Source organism: Zavarzinella formosa DSM 19928 (assembly GCF_000255705.1).
Classification (GTDB): Bacteria; Planctomycetota; Planctomycetia; order Gemmatales; family Gemmataceae; genus Zavarzinella; species Zavarzinella formosa.
Genome location: NZ_JH636440.1, coordinates 287236 through 304372, shown reverse-complemented (window position 1 = coordinate 304372; position 17137 = coordinate 287236). Strand labels below are relative to the sequence as shown.

General features: G+C 57.7%; 16 protein-coding genes, 1 tRNA gene and 1 pseudogene. 17 read left to right on the top strand and 1 reads right to left on the bottom strand.

The window, feature by feature from the left end:
- The 15 genes and pseudogenes from BGIM_RS0112005 to BGIM_RS0111925 all read left to right on the top strand — a co-directional run.
- Window positions 1–794: pseudogene (locus tag BGIM_RS0112005) on the top strand (hypothetical protein); the annotation flags it as partial.
- A gap of 303 nt (window positions 795–1097) precedes the next feature.
- Complete coding sequence (rimO, locus tag BGIM_RS0112000; RefSeq protein ID WP_020470018.1) at window positions 1098–2465, top strand: 30S ribosomal protein S12 methylthiotransferase RimO; 1368 nt, start codon at window positions 1098–1100, stop codon at window positions 2463–2465.
- Window positions 2466–2472: 7 nt separating this feature from the next.
- Window positions 2473–3054 (top strand): CDP-diacylglycerol--glycerol-3-phosphate 3-phosphatidyltransferase, encoded by a 582-nt coding sequence (gene pgsA / locus BGIM_RS0111995; protein WP_020470017.1) that lies wholly within the window; start codon window positions 2473–2475, stop codon window positions 3052–3054.
- Window positions 3055–4113: a Gfo/Idh/MocA family protein gene (locus tag BGIM_RS0111990; protein WP_020470016.1), complete on the top strand. Its 1059-nt coding sequence runs from the start codon at window positions 3055–3057 to the stop codon at window positions 4111–4113. It begins immediately after the preceding gene.
- A gap of 236 nt (window positions 4114–4349) precedes the next feature.
- Window positions 4350–5294 carry a lysophospholipid acyltransferase family protein gene (locus BGIM_RS0111985; RefSeq protein WP_020470015.1) on the top strand — a complete coding sequence of 315 codons (945 nt, stop codon included), beginning with the start codon at window positions 4350–4352 and terminating at the stop codon, window positions 5292–5294.
- Between the two features lie 80 nt (window positions 5295–5374).
- A complete protein-coding gene (locus tag BGIM_RS0111980) occupies window positions 5375–5905 on the top strand; it encodes a hypothetical protein (protein ID WP_020470014.1) in 531 nt (176 codons plus the stop codon).
- A 186-nt stretch (window positions 5906–6091) separates the two neighbouring features.
- A complete protein-coding gene (locus tag BGIM_RS62785) occupies window positions 6092–7267 on the top strand; it encodes a WD40 repeat domain-containing protein (protein ID WP_157368910.1) in 1176 nt (391 codons plus the stop codon).
- A 16-nt stretch (window positions 7268–7283) separates the two neighbouring features.
- Window positions 7284–7478: a hypothetical protein gene (locus tag BGIM_RS0111970; RefSeq protein WP_020470013.1), complete on the top strand. Its 195-nt coding sequence runs from the start codon at window positions 7284–7286 to the stop codon at window positions 7476–7478.
- A gap of 415 nt (window positions 7479–7893) precedes the next feature.
- Window positions 7894–9225, top strand: coding sequence for an adenosylhomocysteinase (gene ahcY / locus BGIM_RS0111955; protein ID WP_020470011.1), 1332 nt, complete (start codon window positions 7894–7896; stop codon window positions 9223–9225).
- A gap of 30 nt (window positions 9226–9255) precedes the next feature.
- Complete coding sequence (locus tag BGIM_RS0111950) at window positions 9256–9930, top strand: riboflavin synthase (protein WP_020470010.1); 675 nt, start codon at window positions 9256–9258, stop codon at window positions 9928–9930.
- Window positions 9931–10104: 174 nt separating this feature from the next.
- A complete protein-coding gene (gene rsmA / locus BGIM_RS50010) occupies window positions 10105–11022 on the top strand; it encodes a 16S rRNA (adenine(1518)-N(6)/adenine(1519)-N(6))-dimethyltransferase RsmA (protein ID WP_020470009.1) in 918 nt (305 codons plus the stop codon).
- Window positions 11023–11203: 181 nt separating this feature from the next.
- On the top strand, window positions 11204–12166 hold the full coding sequence (locus BGIM_RS50005) for a DUF1559 domain-containing protein (RefSeq protein ID WP_020470008.1): 963 nt from the start codon (window positions 11204–11206) through the stop codon (window positions 12164–12166).
- Between the two features lie 50 nt (window positions 12167–12216).
- Window positions 12217–12675, top strand: a complete 459-nt coding sequence (locus BGIM_RS0111935; protein ID WP_020470007.1) for a transthyretin-like family protein — start codon at window positions 12217–12219, stop codon at window positions 12673–12675.
- A gap of 54 nt (window positions 12676–12729) precedes the next feature.
- Window positions 12730–13194: a hypothetical protein gene (locus BGIM_RS0111930; protein ID WP_020470006.1), complete on the top strand. Its 465-nt coding sequence runs from the start codon at window positions 12730–12732 to the stop codon at window positions 13192–13194.
- 203 nt (window positions 13195–13397) lie between these two features.
- Window positions 13398–14423 (top strand): DUF1559 domain-containing protein, encoded by a 1026-nt coding sequence (locus BGIM_RS0111925; RefSeq protein ID WP_020470005.1) that lies wholly within the window; start codon window positions 13398–13400, stop codon window positions 14421–14423.
- Window positions 14424–14511: 88 nt separating this feature from the next.
- On the opposite strand, the gene BGIM_RS0111920 is transcribed toward BGIM_RS0111925, so the two are convergent.
- On the bottom strand, window positions 14512–15606 hold the full coding sequence (locus tag BGIM_RS0111920; protein WP_020470004.1) for an outer membrane protein assembly factor BamB family protein: 1095 nt from the start codon (window positions 15604–15606) through the stop codon (window positions 14512–14514).
- A gap of 265 nt (window positions 15607–15871) precedes the next feature.
- Between BGIM_RS0111920 and BGIM_RS50000 the strand changes: the two genes are divergently transcribed.
- Together BGIM_RS50000 and BGIM_RS0111910 are read left to right on the top strand one after the other, a co-directional pair.
- Window positions 15872–16714 carry a serine/threonine-protein kinase gene (locus BGIM_RS50000; protein WP_020470003.1) on the top strand — a complete coding sequence of 281 codons (843 nt, stop codon included), beginning with the start codon at window positions 15872–15874 and terminating at the stop codon, window positions 16712–16714.
- 131 nt (window positions 16715–16845) lie between these two features.
- A tRNA-OTHER gene (locus BGIM_RS0111910) sits at window positions 16846–16919 on the top strand.
- Window positions 16920–17137 lie beyond the last annotated feature (218 nt).

The following is a 17137-nucleotide window of genomic DNA, read 5'->3' as shown; positions in this document are numbered from 1 at the left end:
CGAGGGCAATGCTGGCGAAGCGGCTCGCCCGGCGGGGCGTCACAATCACGGGCGGGGCGTTGGCGGTAGTCCTGTCGCCGAACGTCGCATCGGCGGGCGTGCCGGTGTTGTTGGTGTCGAACACAATCAAAGCCGCAAGCATCTTTGCGGCAGGACAAGCGACGGGCGCGGGAGCTATCTCGGCCAACGTCGCCGCTCTAACAGATGGAGTGATGAAAGCCATGTTGTTCAACAAACTGAAAGCGGCAATGACCATCGTGCTGTTCCTCAGCTTCATGACGACGGGGGTAACCTTTCTTGCCAGCGGCACGGCCGCGGAGCAGAATGGCACGAAGCCCACGGAGAAACCTGCGGAAAAGGGCAAGCCAAAGGATGAGCCGCCGCCCGCACCGGACAAGAAAAACGTGCTGACACCAGAAGATGTTGTGCGGCAAAAAATGGATATGAACAAGGCGACTGTCGAGTTCAAGGTCGAATATGTGTCGAAGTCGATCTTGGTCAAGATGGCTGGCGGCGAGGATGCGGCTTGGGACATCGGCCACGGCCCCGATGATTTACGCCTTCGCCCGAAGGCCCCCCAGGAGAAGAAGACGGCCGTTTTCGAGGCGATCCTGACCGATCATGCGATCAAGCAATTGAAACGAGCCGGAATCACGGACGTGGCGAAACACCTCAAGTCAAAGACCGTGCGTGTCACCGGAAAGATTTTGTGGGCGCACTATAGCGGCTACGGCACTCCCCCGGTGGCTGAGGTCGTCATCAATGACCTCAGCCAGTTTGAAGTGGTGGATTGACAAGCCGAGCGAAACTAATGGCCGAGTTGCCCCGGGTGACAGCCTGTTGTCGCCGCCAACATTGATTGAATTCATCCCTTCCTTCGCCGGCCCGCCTTTGCGGAATCACCCGCAACCAAGAAGATTGCGTTTAGTTCATCTTTGGGTCGTTGAACAAATCCCGATTGGTCATTGGTTAATGGGTATCAGCCACCACCGGCCAGTCATTGGTCGATTCCCCTCGCGTGACCCAAGGGGAATCCATATTCTAAACAGCTTGCCGATGTCCCCGTGAGGATCACCGTGTCCACGCTGAGTTTGCCGATGGAAGCCGAACCCCGAACCTCGAAAGGCACATTTGCCTTCGTGAGTCTCGGATGCCCCAAAAACACCGTGGATTCCGAGCGCATGCTCGGGAAACTCGCCCAGGATGGCTACGGCCTCGTGCCGGAAGCCGACGGGGCGGGCACTGTCGTCATCAACACATGCGCCTTTATCGAGTCGGCCCGCGATGAGTCCCTGAGCGTCATCCGCGAGATGCTGGAACTCAAGAAGCAGGGCCGGGTCGGGTCGGTGGTCGTCGCCGGGTGTCTGGCCGAGCGGCAGAAAGACTTGCTCCTCACCGAAGTGCCGGGGGTCGATCAGATCGTCGGCGTGTTCGGCCGGGAAGAGATCGTGCAAGCGCTGGACCGGGCCACCACCCAGCAACAGGAACAACGCAGCATCTTCCGTCCGGCCCCGGTGCGGGCGCTGGAGGACACGGCCCGGCTTCGCATCACGCCGCGGCATTATTCCTACATGAAGATTTCCGAAGGGTGCGACCGGCTTTGCACGTTTTGCGCCATCCCCAAGATGCGCGGCAAACATGCCACCAAGCCGATGGAAGAGATCATCCGCGAGGCCAACGAACTGGCCTCCGACGATGTGCGGGAACTCATCATCGTCGCCCAGGACAGCACCTATTACGGCATGGACCTGTACGGCCGGGTTCGCCTCGCCGAACTGCTCCGCGAACTGGAAAAAGTGGACGGGATCGAATGGATTCGTCTGTTGTATGCTTACCCGGAGCATGTGACGGACGAACTGTTGGAAACGCTGGCGAACGCCAAAAAGGTCATTCCATATGTGGACATGCCGTTGCAGCACATCAACGACCGCGTGTTGAAGCGGATGCAACGCCGGGTGGACCGGGCGAAGACTGAAAAGCTCATCAGCCGTTGGCGCGAGGCCGTGCCGGGGCTGACGTTCCGCACGACCTTTATCGTCGGCTTCCCCGGCGAGACGGATGCCGAATTTGAAGAGTTGTGTGATTTCGTCGAACAAACGAAATTCGAGCGGGCCGGGGCCTTCACCTACTCGCTGGAAGGGGACACCCCCGCCGCCAAGCTCGACGGGCATCTGCCGACCGAAGTGAAGAAGGAACGGCAGGACCGCCTGATGGGCATCCAGCAGGAAGTGGCCTTCGAGTGGTCCCGCAAGCAAGTCGGCCGGGAAATCGATGTCATCATCGACGGTCCACACCCGGAGTTTGCGAACCATTACGCGGCTCGCGGCCACGCGGACGCCCCGGAGATTGACGGCACCGTTCGCGTGAAGGGCAAAAACCTCAAACCGGGGGACATTGTCACCGTTAAAGTGACCGGGGCCGACATCTACGACCTCACCGGTCGGGCCATCGGCGACCCGAGGTGACCAGCTAATGGCCGCCGAGCCCAACCTCTGGACGACCCCCAATTGGCTGACGATCAGCCGGCTGCCGCTGACCGTTTTGCTGTGCCTGTTCATCCATCTCAATTGGTGGCCGGCCGCATTGTTCACGTTCGTGATTGCCGCCATCACGGACTGGATCGACGGTTGGTGGGCGCGCACCTTCGGCCAGCTTTCCATGTTCGGCCGCACGTTTGACCCGCTGACGGACAAAGTGCTTCTCGGCAGCGCGTTCATCTTCCTGCTGGCCGTTCCGGCCTCTGGTTTTGAGCCGTGGATGACGGCGGTGGTCATCGGCCGGGAACTGCTTGTCACCGGCCTGCGTGGCTATGTGGAAACCCTCGGCAAGAAATTCGGGGCCGACTGGTTCGGCAAACTGAAAACCATCCTCCAGTGCGTGACGCTGATCGCCGTGCTGCTCACCCTCTGGCTCCGGGAAGTCCCGGCGTTTGACAGCTTCGGAAACCTTCTCGGCACCTTGCAATTCGGCCTGATATACGCGATGATCGCCGCCACGGTGTTGAGCGGCCTTCAATACATCACGAAGGCGGCCCGGTTAATCGGAGCATATTAAATGGCTGGCGCTCTTGGTTTTGCCATCGTTGGTTGTGGGATGATCGCCCGGTTCCATGTGAAGGCTCTCGCGGAAGTTCCGGGGGCCACAATCGCCGCCTTGGTGACGCGAAATCTGGCCAGCGCCGAAAAGCTGATCGCCGAGACCGGGATTCCCGCCGTGCCGGTGTTCACGAGTCTGGCCGAGGCGTTGAAGCATCCCGGCGTGGATGTCGTCATCATCACCACCCCCAGCGGGGCGCATCTCGAACCGGCGGTTGAGGCAGCCAAAGCCGGGAAACACGTCGTCGTGGAAAAGCCCTTGGAAATCACGCCGGAACGCTGCGACGCCATCATTGACGCTTGTGCCAAGCACGGCGTGCAGCTTTGCACCATCTTCCCGTCGCGGTTTCATGATGCCAACATGGTCCTGCACGATGCCGTGGCGGCCGGGCGGTTCGGCCGTCTCACCCTCGGGGAAACCACCTGCAAATGGTGGCGGTCCCAAGCCTATTACGACGAAGGGGGTTGGAAAGGCACCCAAGCCCTTGACGGCGGCGGGGCACTGATGAACCAAGCCATTCACAACGTCGATTTGTTGTTGTGGATGATGGGGGATGTCGCCCAAGTGGCCGGATTCACCGCGATGCTGGCCCACGAGCGTATCGAGGTGGAAGACACGGCCGTCGCCGCCCTCACGTTCAAGAGCGGGGCCTTGGGCGTCATTCAGGCGACCACCAGCGTTCACCCCGGCTTGCCGAAGACCATCGCCATCCACGGCGACCGCGGCTCGGCCGTCATCGAACAGGAAGACATCCTGCGGTGGGAGTTCCAGCCGCCCACCGCCGGCGACGACGCGGTGAAAGCCCGCTTCGCCCAAAAGATCGGCGTTTCCGGCGGCGCCAGCGACCCCAAAGCCATCTCCTTCCAAGGCCACGCCCGCCAACTGACTGACTTTGTGAACGCCATCCAAACGAAAACCGCCCCCAAGGTGGACGGCCGCGAAGGCCGCAAAGCGGTCGCGTTGATCTGCGCGATTTATGAATCAATGAAAACCGGCCGAGTGATCAGATTAAGTTAAAGAGAAGAATTTTTTTAGCCACGGATCGAACACGGATGAAACACGGATTCGGACAAAAACCAAATCGTGATAAAACCAAAACGATATTGAAAACCGGATAAGACAAATCAATCTTTATTTGTCTTATCCGGTTTTAATCATTCTTGTCTTTTGTCCGAATCCGTGTTTCATCCGTGTTCGATCCGTGGCTAAAAATTGCCTTTCTCTTCTCCGTGGCAATGGGAGTGCCCTAATCAATGGCGAAGAAGCCTTCCAACCCGACGATTGACTTGCTTGTTTACATCGTGCTTCGGCTGGGCGTGTGCTTTCTGCACATTCTGCCGTTGACGGTCGCGTTGCGAATGGCCGATTTGATGGCTTGGTTTGCGTACACGGTGGACAAGCGCCATCGGGAGGTGGCCCGCGAGAACTTGCGGATTGCCTTCCCGGAACGCTGCGCGGACCCCGTCGAGTGTGATCGGCTGGTGCGGGCGTGTTATCTGCATTTCTGCACGATGCTCGTCGAGATCATGGTGCTGCCCCGGCGGCTGCATCTCCACAATTGGCGCAAATATGTGGACGATCACGGGATCAAAATGCTGATTCCGCATCTGATGGTTGATCGGGGCCTGATGACGGTGACCTGTCACTTCGGCAACTGGGAAGTGGCCAGCTACATCACCGGGCTGACCGGCTTCAAAATGAGCGGGATCGCCCGGACGCTGGACAATCCGCATCTCGATCGCTTCCTCAAACGCTTCCGGCAAAAAACCGGCCAGACGATCCTCGACAAGAACGGCGACTTTGACAGGATCAACGCCGTGCTGGAAAACAAAGGCATCCTTGGCACCCTCGGCGACCAAGACGCCGGCGAACGCGGGCTGTTTGTCGATTTCTTCAACCGCCCCGCCTCCACCCACAAAGCCGTCGCCCTGCTGGCCCTGCAACACGACGTGCCGATGGTGCTGGTCTCCGTCTCCCGGATCGGCCATCCGATGCGCTTCGCCTACACCATCACCGACGTGATCGACCCGAGAGACTACCCCGTGACCGGCCGGGGAGATGCCGTGCGCCTGATGACGGAACGCTTCACCAAAGGCTTCGAGAAAATGATCCTCGAACACCCGGAGCAATACTTCTGGCTGCATCGGCGCTGGAAACATCAACCGAAGCCGCGACGGGAGAAGAAAGCGGCGGCGTAGGGCGTCGTTGGTTAGGAAAAGCGATGCTCGGTCAAGAGGTTATGGTTGATGTTCATGACGGGTAGCAAGGAGATCACTGAATGAAGAAATCGAAATCCGACTGGGTATCTCTCTTGGCGAAGTTTGAGATTCAAGGTGGTTCAGTCAATCCTGTGCAGAGAAAAATTCTTGCTCAATATCAAAAAAACACGGGATTCATGCTGCCGAAAAGTTATTGCGATTATTGCCAAGTTTTCGGCCCCGGCTTTCTCACCCTACCCTATTGTTTTCGTGTCTGTGTTCCAACGGCCAGTTCGGCAGCGTTTGACATTGACATCTTAAATAAGAACAAAAAGGGCATGCCAGAAGACTATGTTTCTGATGTTGATCAATTCAGGCGTGCTGTATTCTTTGCCTCAGATATCGGTACTTCTCATTTTTTTTGGGATCCTCACGAGGTAATCGATAGTAAAAATCATGAATACGGGATTTTTGTCATTTATCGAAGCTGGGAAGTGAAAAGAATATCAGAAGATTTTTCGAGCTTGATCCATGACATATGTCATGGAAGTGGAGTTCCTGGATACGAGAACGCAGAGGGTGTTGATCTGGTCTTTGAACCCGGACAATAATAAATCTCAGGCCGCGTCCTGTTCAAATGGCATCGCTTCACCACCGAACTCGTTTTTTCGGTGGCTCTTAACTCGCCGACGCTCGGCAGTTCAGCAAGAAGGACTTTTGAACACAATGAGCAATGTTCGTAAAAGCACAAGGAGTGTTGTCTCATTGTTTTGAACGCTCCATTCAGGGTAGTTGGCATGATGAACAATTTGACCGTACACGAATATTCAGAAAATCAACCGGCCCCATATGTCACTTGCAAAGTGATTGAAGTTGGCGATGATGAATGGGCGAGATTTTTCTTTTCCAGTGACGAGAGTTTGTTAGTATATGTGAGTGCGGACATGAAGTCTGTTTCGCTCTGGAACCTTGAAACTGGATCTCTAACCAAGAAAATTGCCTGCGAACTCAAAAAAGTTGGCGAGGTTGATTTAAGTCCAGATGGGAACCTCTTAGCTGCAATTGAACTGGGGCAAATATCACTACGAGACTGCGGGACTGGGCTGATTGTCACGCAGTTGCCCGTGACGATTGCGGGATCTGAATGCACAGTTCGGTTTTTGAATTCCACATTAATTGCATGTGTTACCGAATCGGCAATTGAAATCTGGGATATACAGAGATGCCGATCTGTGGCCAAACGCCATTATGCTGAAAGACGAATAGTGGCATCATATGGGCGATCGACCGGACAACTTCTTGCTCACACAGTCAGTTACGGGACTGAATTCTGTAAATACGAGCTAATTGATCCATTGATCGATATGCCCATTATATCGATTGACATCTCAGATGATTTGGCTGCAATATTTTCAAGTCGCAATCGTTATTGTCTTTTTCGCGGAATTGACGCGTTAGACAGATATTGGATAATTGATTGTGATCAACTTCAGGGAAGCCGGATTTCAAAAGATAGCATTGAAATGTTTGGCTGTGCTCTGGGTGGGCTGGCATTTTCCATATCGCAGATATTTGATATAGAGTTTGATCTTCCTCCATATCGAAATTATCGCGTCGCGATTCATAATCCAAGCCGGAATTCTTTGTTTTCTTGGCCCTTGGGCGAAGTTCCTCCCTTGGTCACGATGAATGACAGCAGTAACGTGTTTGCCATCTCACAAAATCAATCACATGCCAAGGTGGATAGGATATGGTTCGTTTCGGCAGATAATCTTAGGATAATATCCCAAAGCTCTGGATTTCCAAGTGTCTCTCCTTATCGCAAAATTTCACAATCGGGCAAATGGTGTGCGGCATTGGTCACGCAGGAGGATATTGGATTGATGTGTTCGCCACATCCCGCAGGATCTGTGTGTCTCGTAAAAATCATGTCGGATTCCACGACGCAAACCCTTCATCGCAACAATCATTAGGGCATTTGCAGAACTAATGATTTGGTTTCGTTGGACACTGACCACGTTCTTGGCGGACTCGCTGGGTCAGGACTTGGGGTCGATCAAACAGATGGACCGGCGGGTGACGCTGGCGCATGACGTGGCCCGGTGCCAGTCCTTGAAGCTGTGCCAGCGCGGGAACCGACTGACAAAGTCGGATGTCGCCATCAAGCCGTTTCACCAGGGTTGAGCGATGCAACAAACAAGCAAAGCAGTCGCCGTCCAAGCCGCTTTGTTCGTTCGCTTGGCCCGCAACCTGCAGGAGCAATCCCCCAAGTTCGGATTGGGATAGCGAACGAACCAACAATGTTATCGCTGCGCCGAGGCATTGATCGTTCGCTCGTTTGCCCGCTGGCAGAACAGGGGAGTCAAATGGTGGCGCCGAGGGCCATTTGCAGGACTTGATTCAACAAGTCCCTGAGGAATTTCTTCTGTTCGTTGTCCATCACGCCATTCCAAGTGCCACGTTCGGCAGGAGTTCCGCGTTTCCGGGGCCGGAGGCTCCGTTTGCGGCGGTGTTGTCCCCTTGGCCCGATCACGGTCGTCTCTATATCAAATGTTCGCCCATAATGCTTTGAAAATCCTTCAGGAAGGTATTTGTCCCGATGGCCACGTCCGATGTCGCAAAACCCGAACTCGCCCCCGCTGGCAAGAAACGAATCCTCTGGGCCGATCAGGACATGCCGGTCCTGACCCGCGTGCGGGAGCGCTTCGCCAAGGAAAAGCCGTTGGCCGGGATGCGGATGGCCGCGTGCCTCCACGTGACCGCCGAGACGGCCAACCTCGTGCGGACGCTGCAAGCCGGCGGGGCCGAGGTGATGCTGATCGCCTCCAATCCCCTGTCCACGCAAGACGACGTGGCCGCCAGCCTCGTGGCCGACTTCGGCGTGCATGTCAACGCCATCCACGGCGAAGACACGGACACCTACTACAAGCACCTCGTGGCCGCCCTTGAGTTTGAACCGAACGTGACGATGGACGACGGGGCCGACCTCGTCTCCGCGATGGTGTTCGTCACCTTGGGCCGGTTGAAGGAAGTCCACCCGCAAGTCAAGAAGTGGGCCAGCCAGTTCCCGGAAGCCAAGCTGAAGAACCTGTTCAAGAAGATCGTCGGCAGCATGGAAGAGACGACCACGGGCGTCATCCGGCTCAAGGCGATGGAGAAGGACAAAGTCTTGAAGTTCCCGGTGATCGCCGTGAACGACGCCAAGACCAAGCACATGTTCGACAACCGTTACGGCACCGGCCAGTCCACCCTCGACGGCATCATCCGCGCGACCAACGGCTTGATCGCCGGCCGCAAGGTGGTCGTCGCCGGTTACGGCTGGTGCGGCAAGGGCGTCGCCAGCCGCGCCCGCGGCCTGGGCGCCCAAGTCATCATCACGGAAATCGATCCCGTCTCGGCCCTCGAAGCCGCGATGGACGGGTTCGCCGTCATGAGCATGACCGAAGCCGCCAAGGTCGGTGACATCTTCATCACCGTCACCGGCAACAAGCACATCATCGGCAAGTCGCACTTCGCCTCGATGAAGGACGGCGCGATCGTCTGCAACAGCGGCCACTTCGACGTGGAACTGGACCTCCCGGCTTTGGAATCGCTGACGACCACGAAGACCGCCGATGTCCGCCCGCAAGTGGACGAATACAAGATCAAGGGCGGCAAGAAGATTTTCGTCCTCGGCTCCGGCCGGCTGGTGAATCTGGCGATGGCCGAAGGCCACCCGCCGTCCGTGATGGACATGAGCTTCGCCACCCAAGCCCTCGCCACGGAATACTGTGTGCTGAACAAGGGCAAGCTGAAGCCCGCCGTCCACGGCGTGCCGGTCGAGATCGAAAACTACGTGGCCCGCGAAAAGCTCCTGAGCATGGGCATCAAGATCGACACCATGAGCGCCGAGCAAGAGAAGTACTCGACCGCTTGGGAACACGGGACGTGAGCCCGCGTTGCGGGAATGACCCAATGACCAATGACCGATGACCCTGTTGATTTGGTCATTGGCCATTGGTCATTGGTCATTTTGAAGTGTGCCACCAAACTGACCCAAAGGATGATTGTGTTCACCGGCCTCGTCGAAACCCTCGCCACTGTCGAACGCATCGAAGCCACGCCCGGCGGCAAGAAACTGGTCATTCGACACGGCATGGCCGGTGATTTGGTTCTTGGCGAGAGTGTCGCCGTCAACGGGGCATGTCTCACCGTCGTGGCCTTCTCGGCAGACACCTTCGACTTCGACGTGGGGCCGGAAACCCTTCTCAAAACCAACCTCGGCCACCTAAAACCCGGCGATTCGGTGAACCTGGAGCGTTCCCTGCGCGTGGGGGACCGCCTCGGCGGGCACTTTGTCCAAGGGCATGTGGATGCCGTGGGGACAATCGACCGGCGAGAACGCAACGGCGATTGGGAAGATGTCTGGTTCCGCTGCCCGGCGAGCCTCACGAAGTTGATGGTCCCCAAGGGAAGCATCGCCGTGGATGGCGTGAGCCTGACACTGGTAAACGTCGAGGCCGAGCGGTTCAGCGTCATGCTGATTCCGCACACACAAGCCATCACCACACTCGGCCTGAAAGTGGCCGACGACCCGGTCAACTTGGAAGCCGACATGCTGGCGAAGCATGTGGCGAAATTAATTGAGCCCAAATAAATAAGAATTTCACGCGAAGTTCGCCAAGAGGCAAAGTTCGCCAAGAATCATCGAATAAAATAGCGGCAAATATCGGCGGGGAATTGGCCCGCAAATCCAACGATCCTTGGCGAACTTTGCCTCTTGGCGAACTTTGCGTGAAACTCTTCTTCCACGATTTCATAGACTTCACTAATGGATCAAATTCCCCCGACACAGCGTCAGTCTCTCAACTACATCAAAGGGTTGCTTCAATCACGCCGCCTGATCCCCAAGAACAAGATGGGGCAAAACTTCCTCATTGACCTGAACTTGGTTGATCTCGTCGCCCGCACCGGCGAACTGACGAAGGAAGATTGCGTCCTCGAAGTCGGCACCGGCACCGGCGGGCTGACCGCCCGGATGGCCTTTGATGCCGGGGGCGTCTTCACGGTCGAACTCGACCCGGATTTCTTCAATCTGGCGCGGGGCATCCTGTTCCATCAGCCGAACGTCCGGCAATTGCACGGCGATTGTCTGGCCGGGAAAAACGAACTCAACCCGGACATGATCGACGGCTGGATCGCCATGCGGGATGAGATGAAGCTCACCAAGATGAAACTGGTGGCCAACCTTCCCTACGCCATCGCCACGCCATTGATCGCCAACCTGATGATTAGCGGCCTGCCCATCGAGCGGTTCGTCGCGATGGTGCAGCTTGAAGTGGCCGAGCGGATGATCGCCCTGCCGGGGACGAAGGATTACAACTCGCTGGCCGTGCTGGTGCAATCTTTGGGAAGCGCCGAGATCGTGCGGACGATCGCCCCGACGAACTTCTGGCCGCAACCGGCCGTCGATTCGGCCGTCGTGATGATCAAGCCGGACCCGGAGAAAATCGCCAAACTCCCCGCCATGAAGCGCTGGCGGGCCTTCCTGCGCGATCTCTACACCCATCGCCGGAAGAACCTGCGATCCGCCATCGCCGGCTGGCCAAGCGGCCGCAAAGACAAGAAAGTGATCGACGCCAAACTGGCCGAACTCGGCTTCGATGGCGGCATTCGGGCCGAAATGCTCTCCGTGGATGATCACCTGAAACTCTTCCACGGCTTCGAGTCCTTTCTGTTCGACGAATAAGTTTTTGCCGCCGATTCTCAAGGGTTTGCGAAGTTCTGATGTAGATTTGACGGACCACTTCTCCCTCTCCTCCTGCTCTGCTATTCATGAGAGGGTTGTCAGAAATCACGCCAATGATTTTTGACCGCAGTCATTTTTCAAATTGAAATTGCGATCTTCATCCTTACCCCGGAGATGTTCCGTGAAGAATTTCAATCGGCGTGGGTTCACGCTCATCGAGTTGCTGGTGGTGATTGCGATCATCGCCATTCTGATCGGATTGTTGTTGCCCGCCGTGCAAAAGATCCGCGAAGCGGCCAATCGGATGAAGTGCTCGAACAACCTGAAGCAACTCGGGTTGGCCATGCACAACTTCGAGGGAACGAACAGCTTCTTCGCCCCCGGCCTGAACGTGCCCGTCGGCAGCGGCACCGGGATGGTGTTCACCTCCAACGCCCTGTACACCTCCGGCAAAATCACCGACCCGCCGTTCCCGAACCAATGGGGTTCGTGGATTGCCTACATCCTGCCGTACATCGAGCAGGACAACGTCCAAAAGAACTACAATTTCTCCGTGAATCAATACGGCAACGCCGGCAGCCAGACGGCCATCGGCGCCCAAGTGATCAACACGCTCATCTGCCCGTCCGACTATGTGCCGGCCACCGTCATCACTTACACGACCGGCGGCAACACCTATTACTTTGGCGTGAACAGCTATGTCGCCAACGCCGGAACCCGCGCCTGGTACATCACCAGCGCCACGTTTGACGGGGTGTTTCAGGTGAACAGCAAGTCCAGCATCGCGTCGATCACAGACGGCACCTCCAACACCTTCATGCTCGGGGAACGGTACGCCAAGGACAATCTCTATGCCGGCCTGACGAACCTTCGCGGCTGGGCTTGGTCGAACTATAGCTCCGGCCAGGACTGCCTCGGCGGAACGGTCACGCCGATTAACTACACGATTCCCCCCGGCACGACCGTCACCCAATCCATCACGGACGATCGCACCAACACCTTCGGCAGCGGCCACACCGGCGGCGCCAACATGGTCTTCTGCGACGGCTCGGTGCGGTTCGTCAAGCTGACCAGCGCCGGCGACCTGCCGATGCTGCAACTGCTGGCCCGGCCGAACGACGGCCAGGTGGTCACGACGCCTTGATGTTTTCCCTGCGGAATTGCTCCTTCTGGTGGCCCGTCCGGAGAACGCTCATGACGCGACTGGCGTTGATGCCGACAAGTCTTCTGGCCCTGCTGACGCTGGTGGGGGGGTGTTCCAACTCCCCCCCGGCCATCGTCCCCGCCGAGGGGACGGTCACCCTCAATGGCAAACCCCTCGCCGGGGCCGAAGTTCGCTTCGTCCCCATGATTCAGGGATTCGGCGGCGAATACATCGCCTCGGCCATCACCGACGAAAGCGGCCATTTTGAGTTGAAGGTGCTTGGCCAGTCGGGCGCATGCGCCGTCGAAAACAAGATCACGGTCAGCGAAGGGCCGATGCCCGACGACGCGCGGGGGATGTCTGCCGCCGCCCAGATGAAGGCGAACAAATTCATGGCCGGGTTGAAGAACCGGCCGATCCCGCCGGCCTACGGCAATCTCGCCCAATCACCGCTGACCATGACGGTCACCCCGGATCGCAAAGAGTACAACCTTCAATTAAATCGTTGATCTTTGGTCACCCCCCGGCGGCATCCCTCACACTCTCCCTCATGGTGTTTTTCCATGTCGCGCAATCTCTTGCTGGCCATGCTGGTTGCCTCCGGGATGATGACCGGATGCGGTGACGGTTCGGGCCACCGCTCCCCGGAAGTCACCGAGGCGAACGTGACGGTCACACTCGGCGGCAAGCCATTGCCAAACGCCCAAGTGACGTTCACCCCGGCTGACACGGCTTACGGCCCGAGCGCCACCTCCACGGGAATCACGGATGCCAGCGGTGTCGTCAAGCTCACCTGCGGGGGGAAGCCGGGAGCCTGTGTCGGCCTCAACCGCGTGACGATTGCCGAGGCTCCGGTCGCCGACGAGTTGCGCGGAGACGATCCCCAACTTCAAGCGAAGGCGTCGAAAGCGATCGCCAGCCAGCCGAACCGGCCGATTCCCCCGAAGTACGGCAATCTGGTTCAGGGCAAACTGGAATTGGAAATCAAAAAGGGGCAGGCCGAATACAAGCTGGAACTTCAACGCTGAACGTTGTTCCGGCCGAATTTCAAGGATCGAAACGAGGTTTATTTCGTCAGACTATGCGAAGAATGTCTGAAATCCCTTCCCCTATTCTTCATCTCTTGCTAACAATATAGACATCTGATTTTAGGCCCATTCGCTCTTTAAACGTCGGTTTCTCCCCCGATCGTCAATCTTGATCTTATTTTTTTCTTCCCAGGAGACTCTCCATGAAGAGTTTGGGTCGTCGCGCGTTTACGCTGATCGAATTGTTGGTGGTAATTGCCATCATCGCCATCCTCATCGGCCTGCTTCTGCCGGCCGTGCAGAAGATCCGGGAGGCTGCCAACCGGATGAAATGCTCCAACAACCTGAAACAAATCGGGCTGGCCGCCCACAATTACGAAGGGACGTTCGGCTCGCTCCCCCCGGCGGCGATGAACACCAGTAGCACCACCTATCTGCCGGGGTTGGACGACTTCCTTCTCACCGGCGGCGGCGGCAAATACTCCAATCACAGCTTTCTCTCCATCATGCTGCCGTACATCGAACAGGCCAACGTGCTGACGGCCTCGGCGGGCGGGTATAACTTCCATTTGAACTGGGATGATCCCGCCAACCAACCCTCTTCCAGCGTTCGCATCCCCACCTACGAATGCCCGTCGAATCCCGCCCCCCGAACCGTCAATCCCAACTCCTATACCGCCGGCGGCACTTTCTTCCCGGCCGTCGGGGACTATATGGCGGTCACGCGGGCCAACAACAACGCGGCCGTCTGGACGGCCTTGTCGCTTAACTACCCCGGCACGGACGGGATCAACTCGGTTCTGACGGTCAACCAACGCACGGCTTTTTCAGCCATCACCGATGGATTGAGTAACACGTTGATGACCGGCGAATGTTCGGCCCGGCAGGAGGGCTGGTCGATGGGCAAACGGTATTCCGATTCGCCGTCGTTGGGTTTTCTCGGGGGACCGTGGGCCCAAGGGAGTAACAACATTGTGTGCAGCGGCGTTCAATCGCCCGTGACCGCAGGGGTTAAGCCCGCCGGGAAAGTGTCCACAGCCGCCCATGTGACGGCGGGTGTTGTCACCGTCAATGTGTGGAATCAGGGGGAATTGTATTCTTTCCACACGGGTGTCTGCAACGTGGGCCTGGGGGATGGTTCGGTTCGCACCCTGAAGAGTTCCATCAGCCTGACCGCCCTGATGAAACTGGCGTCTCGCGCCGATGGTTACTCGAACGACCCGGAGTGATTTGTTTGACAACGTGAAAAAGGCGTGAGCCGGCCGGACCGATGACAGGTCCGGCCGGCTCACGCCTTTTTCACGTTCGTTCCGCTGATTATTTCTTCGCCCCAAGGCAATACACTGTTCCCTTTTCCGTGGTGATGACGATGCAACCATCGGCCACGGCCGGGGAGCCGATGATCGCCCCGTCCACGTCGATATCATCCAGCTTTTTGCCGGTCGCCACTTCGACGCTGTAAAACTTCTTGTCGAACGAGCCGAAATAGGCGATGCCGTTGACGACGACGGCCGAGGAGTCCACGCGGTTTTCCGTCAGGAAGTCCCAGCTTGATTTGCCGGTCTTGCGGTCGATGGCCCACATCTTGGAATCCCGGCTGCCGATCAGCACCAGATTATCCGTGAGGGCGGCCGAGCCGTAAAAGCCCTGCCGTCGCTTCGGGGCCTCGAACTCCCAAATGATCTTCAATTTCTTCAAGTCGATGGCCAGCACTTGGTTGGACATCGTGCCGAGATAGAGCGTGTCCCCGTCCACGGTCGCCGCCGAGCCGGACTGGCCTTTGAGGTCGATGCTGCCGAGGGGCTTGCCGGTTTTTACGTCGATAGAGTGCATCTGGCTGTCGCATCCGGCGACATAGGTTTTGCCGTCGGCCACGGCGACGCCGCCATAGATCGGCCCTTCCGTTTTGAACTCCCACATTTTTTTGCCGGTCGCCATGTCCAGGCAATACAGGCTGGCGTCGTGGGAGGGGATTAGCACGGTGTCCCCGGCGAAATTCGGGGCGGCGGTGATTTCCCCGTCAGCCTCGAACTTCCAGAGAACGGCCCCGTTGGATGCGTCCACGCAATAGAACTTGCCGTCCGCGTCGCCGACATACACCTTCCCCTTGGAATAGGCCGCCGGGGCCTTGATGAGGCCGAGCTTCGACTTCCACTTCAACACGCCCGATTTCAGGTCGATGGCGCACAGGTTGGAATCATACCCGCCGACGTAGACGATTCCGTCAACGATGATCGGCGTCGATTCCATCACGTCCTTGGTTTTGTATTCCCACAGGACGGAGAGCTTGACCGGCAGTTTCTCGGTGGAAACGCCGGTTTGGGTCGCGTTGCCGCGATGCAACGGCCAGTCCCCGGCGAGGCCGAGGGGGGCGAGCGCAAGTGAAAACGAGAGAGCGAGAATGGTTCGCATGAAATTTCCTCCGTGGTGTTCGACGCCCCGACCCATCCGATGATTCATGTTCAACCGTCTTGTTACAATCGGGCACTCTCTCATCATACGTCAAAATGTCAGAGTTTTTGACCGGACAAAAGCGCGGAAAATTCCGCTTGCGCCGGTTGCGCGGCCGCCATATCCTCATGGGACCGCCATTCCGGAAGTGGTTGATTGGTCAGCCCGCCGGGGCGCGGTACGGTTGGGAGGTTTTCGTTCGCAACCTCCCGGAAGGCCAGTTCACATGCACGGACCGCGACTCCGTTTGCCCGGTTATGTCCTGCATCAACGCCTCGGCGGCGGCCCCACCAGCGATGTCTACGCCGCGACGGACGAATCGCTTCGGCAGGCGTGGGCCGTGAAGGTTTTGAAGCGGGAAGCCGAACTCGACGCGACCAACCGCCGGTTGTTTGAACGCGAGGCCCTGATCGGACTGGCGTTGTGCCACCCGCATCTGGTGCGAATCGTCGCCGCCAAAACCGACCGGGCCGGGAGTCGCCATCTGGTGATGGAGCAACTCACCGGCGTTTCCCTTCGGCAAGCCATCCGGCGGCGGCTGTTGCCCGTCCCCACGACGCTTTGCTTCGCCCATCAGGTGGCCGAGGCCCTCGGGCATATGCACCGGCACGGCTTCGTTCACGGGGATGTGAAACCGGAGAACGTCCATCTCGTCGCCGGAAGACGGGCGAAACTGCTCGACTTCGGCTTCGCCCACCGCCCCGGCGAAAACACGGCCCTGCTGGAAGAGGGCTGTGTGTTGGGAACGGCCAACTACATCGCCCCGGAGTTGTGCGCCGGCCCGCCGACGGACGACTTCGCCGCCGATGTGTACGGCTTGGGCGTCACCCTCTATGAATTGCTCACCGGGGAACTCCCTTACCGCGAGGGATCATCGGAAGAAACGATGATTCGCCACCGCGACGAACCGGCCGCCTCCTTGGGTGAATGGACCGGCGAATGGCCGGGGGAGCTGGTCCCCCTGCTGGACGGCATGACCGCCCTTCACCCCGGCGACCGCCCGGTGATGCACGAAGTCTCCGACCGGCTGGCTTTGCTCACGAAGTCCATGATGCAGCCAATCGCCTGACCGAATTTTTTTGACAATTCTCCGCGAACCACGCAGGCTCTTCCCTCTCCTCTTTCGTGTACACCACCCAACACGAAACAACAAAACAGGAGAACAACGGGAACAATCCATCCCCAACCCGTCGGGCTTACAAACAATTAGCTCAATAGGAGAGCGTCAGTCTTGGAACTGAAAGTTATCGGTGCGATTCCGATATTGTTAACCAAAAAAGCCCGGCAAACTCGGATGGGTTTGTCATTTAGAAGTGATTGGCCGAACGTAGGTCAAACTTTCTAGCCTGACAGACCTGTCAGGCTAGAAAGCCTGACCTACGTTCCCGAACTACTTCCCCAAAGAAACATCCGTCCCCAACAGCGAGAGCTTACAAACAACCCTCCATAAGGCGTAGGTCGAAGGTTCGAGTCCTTCCCGCCAGATTAGACC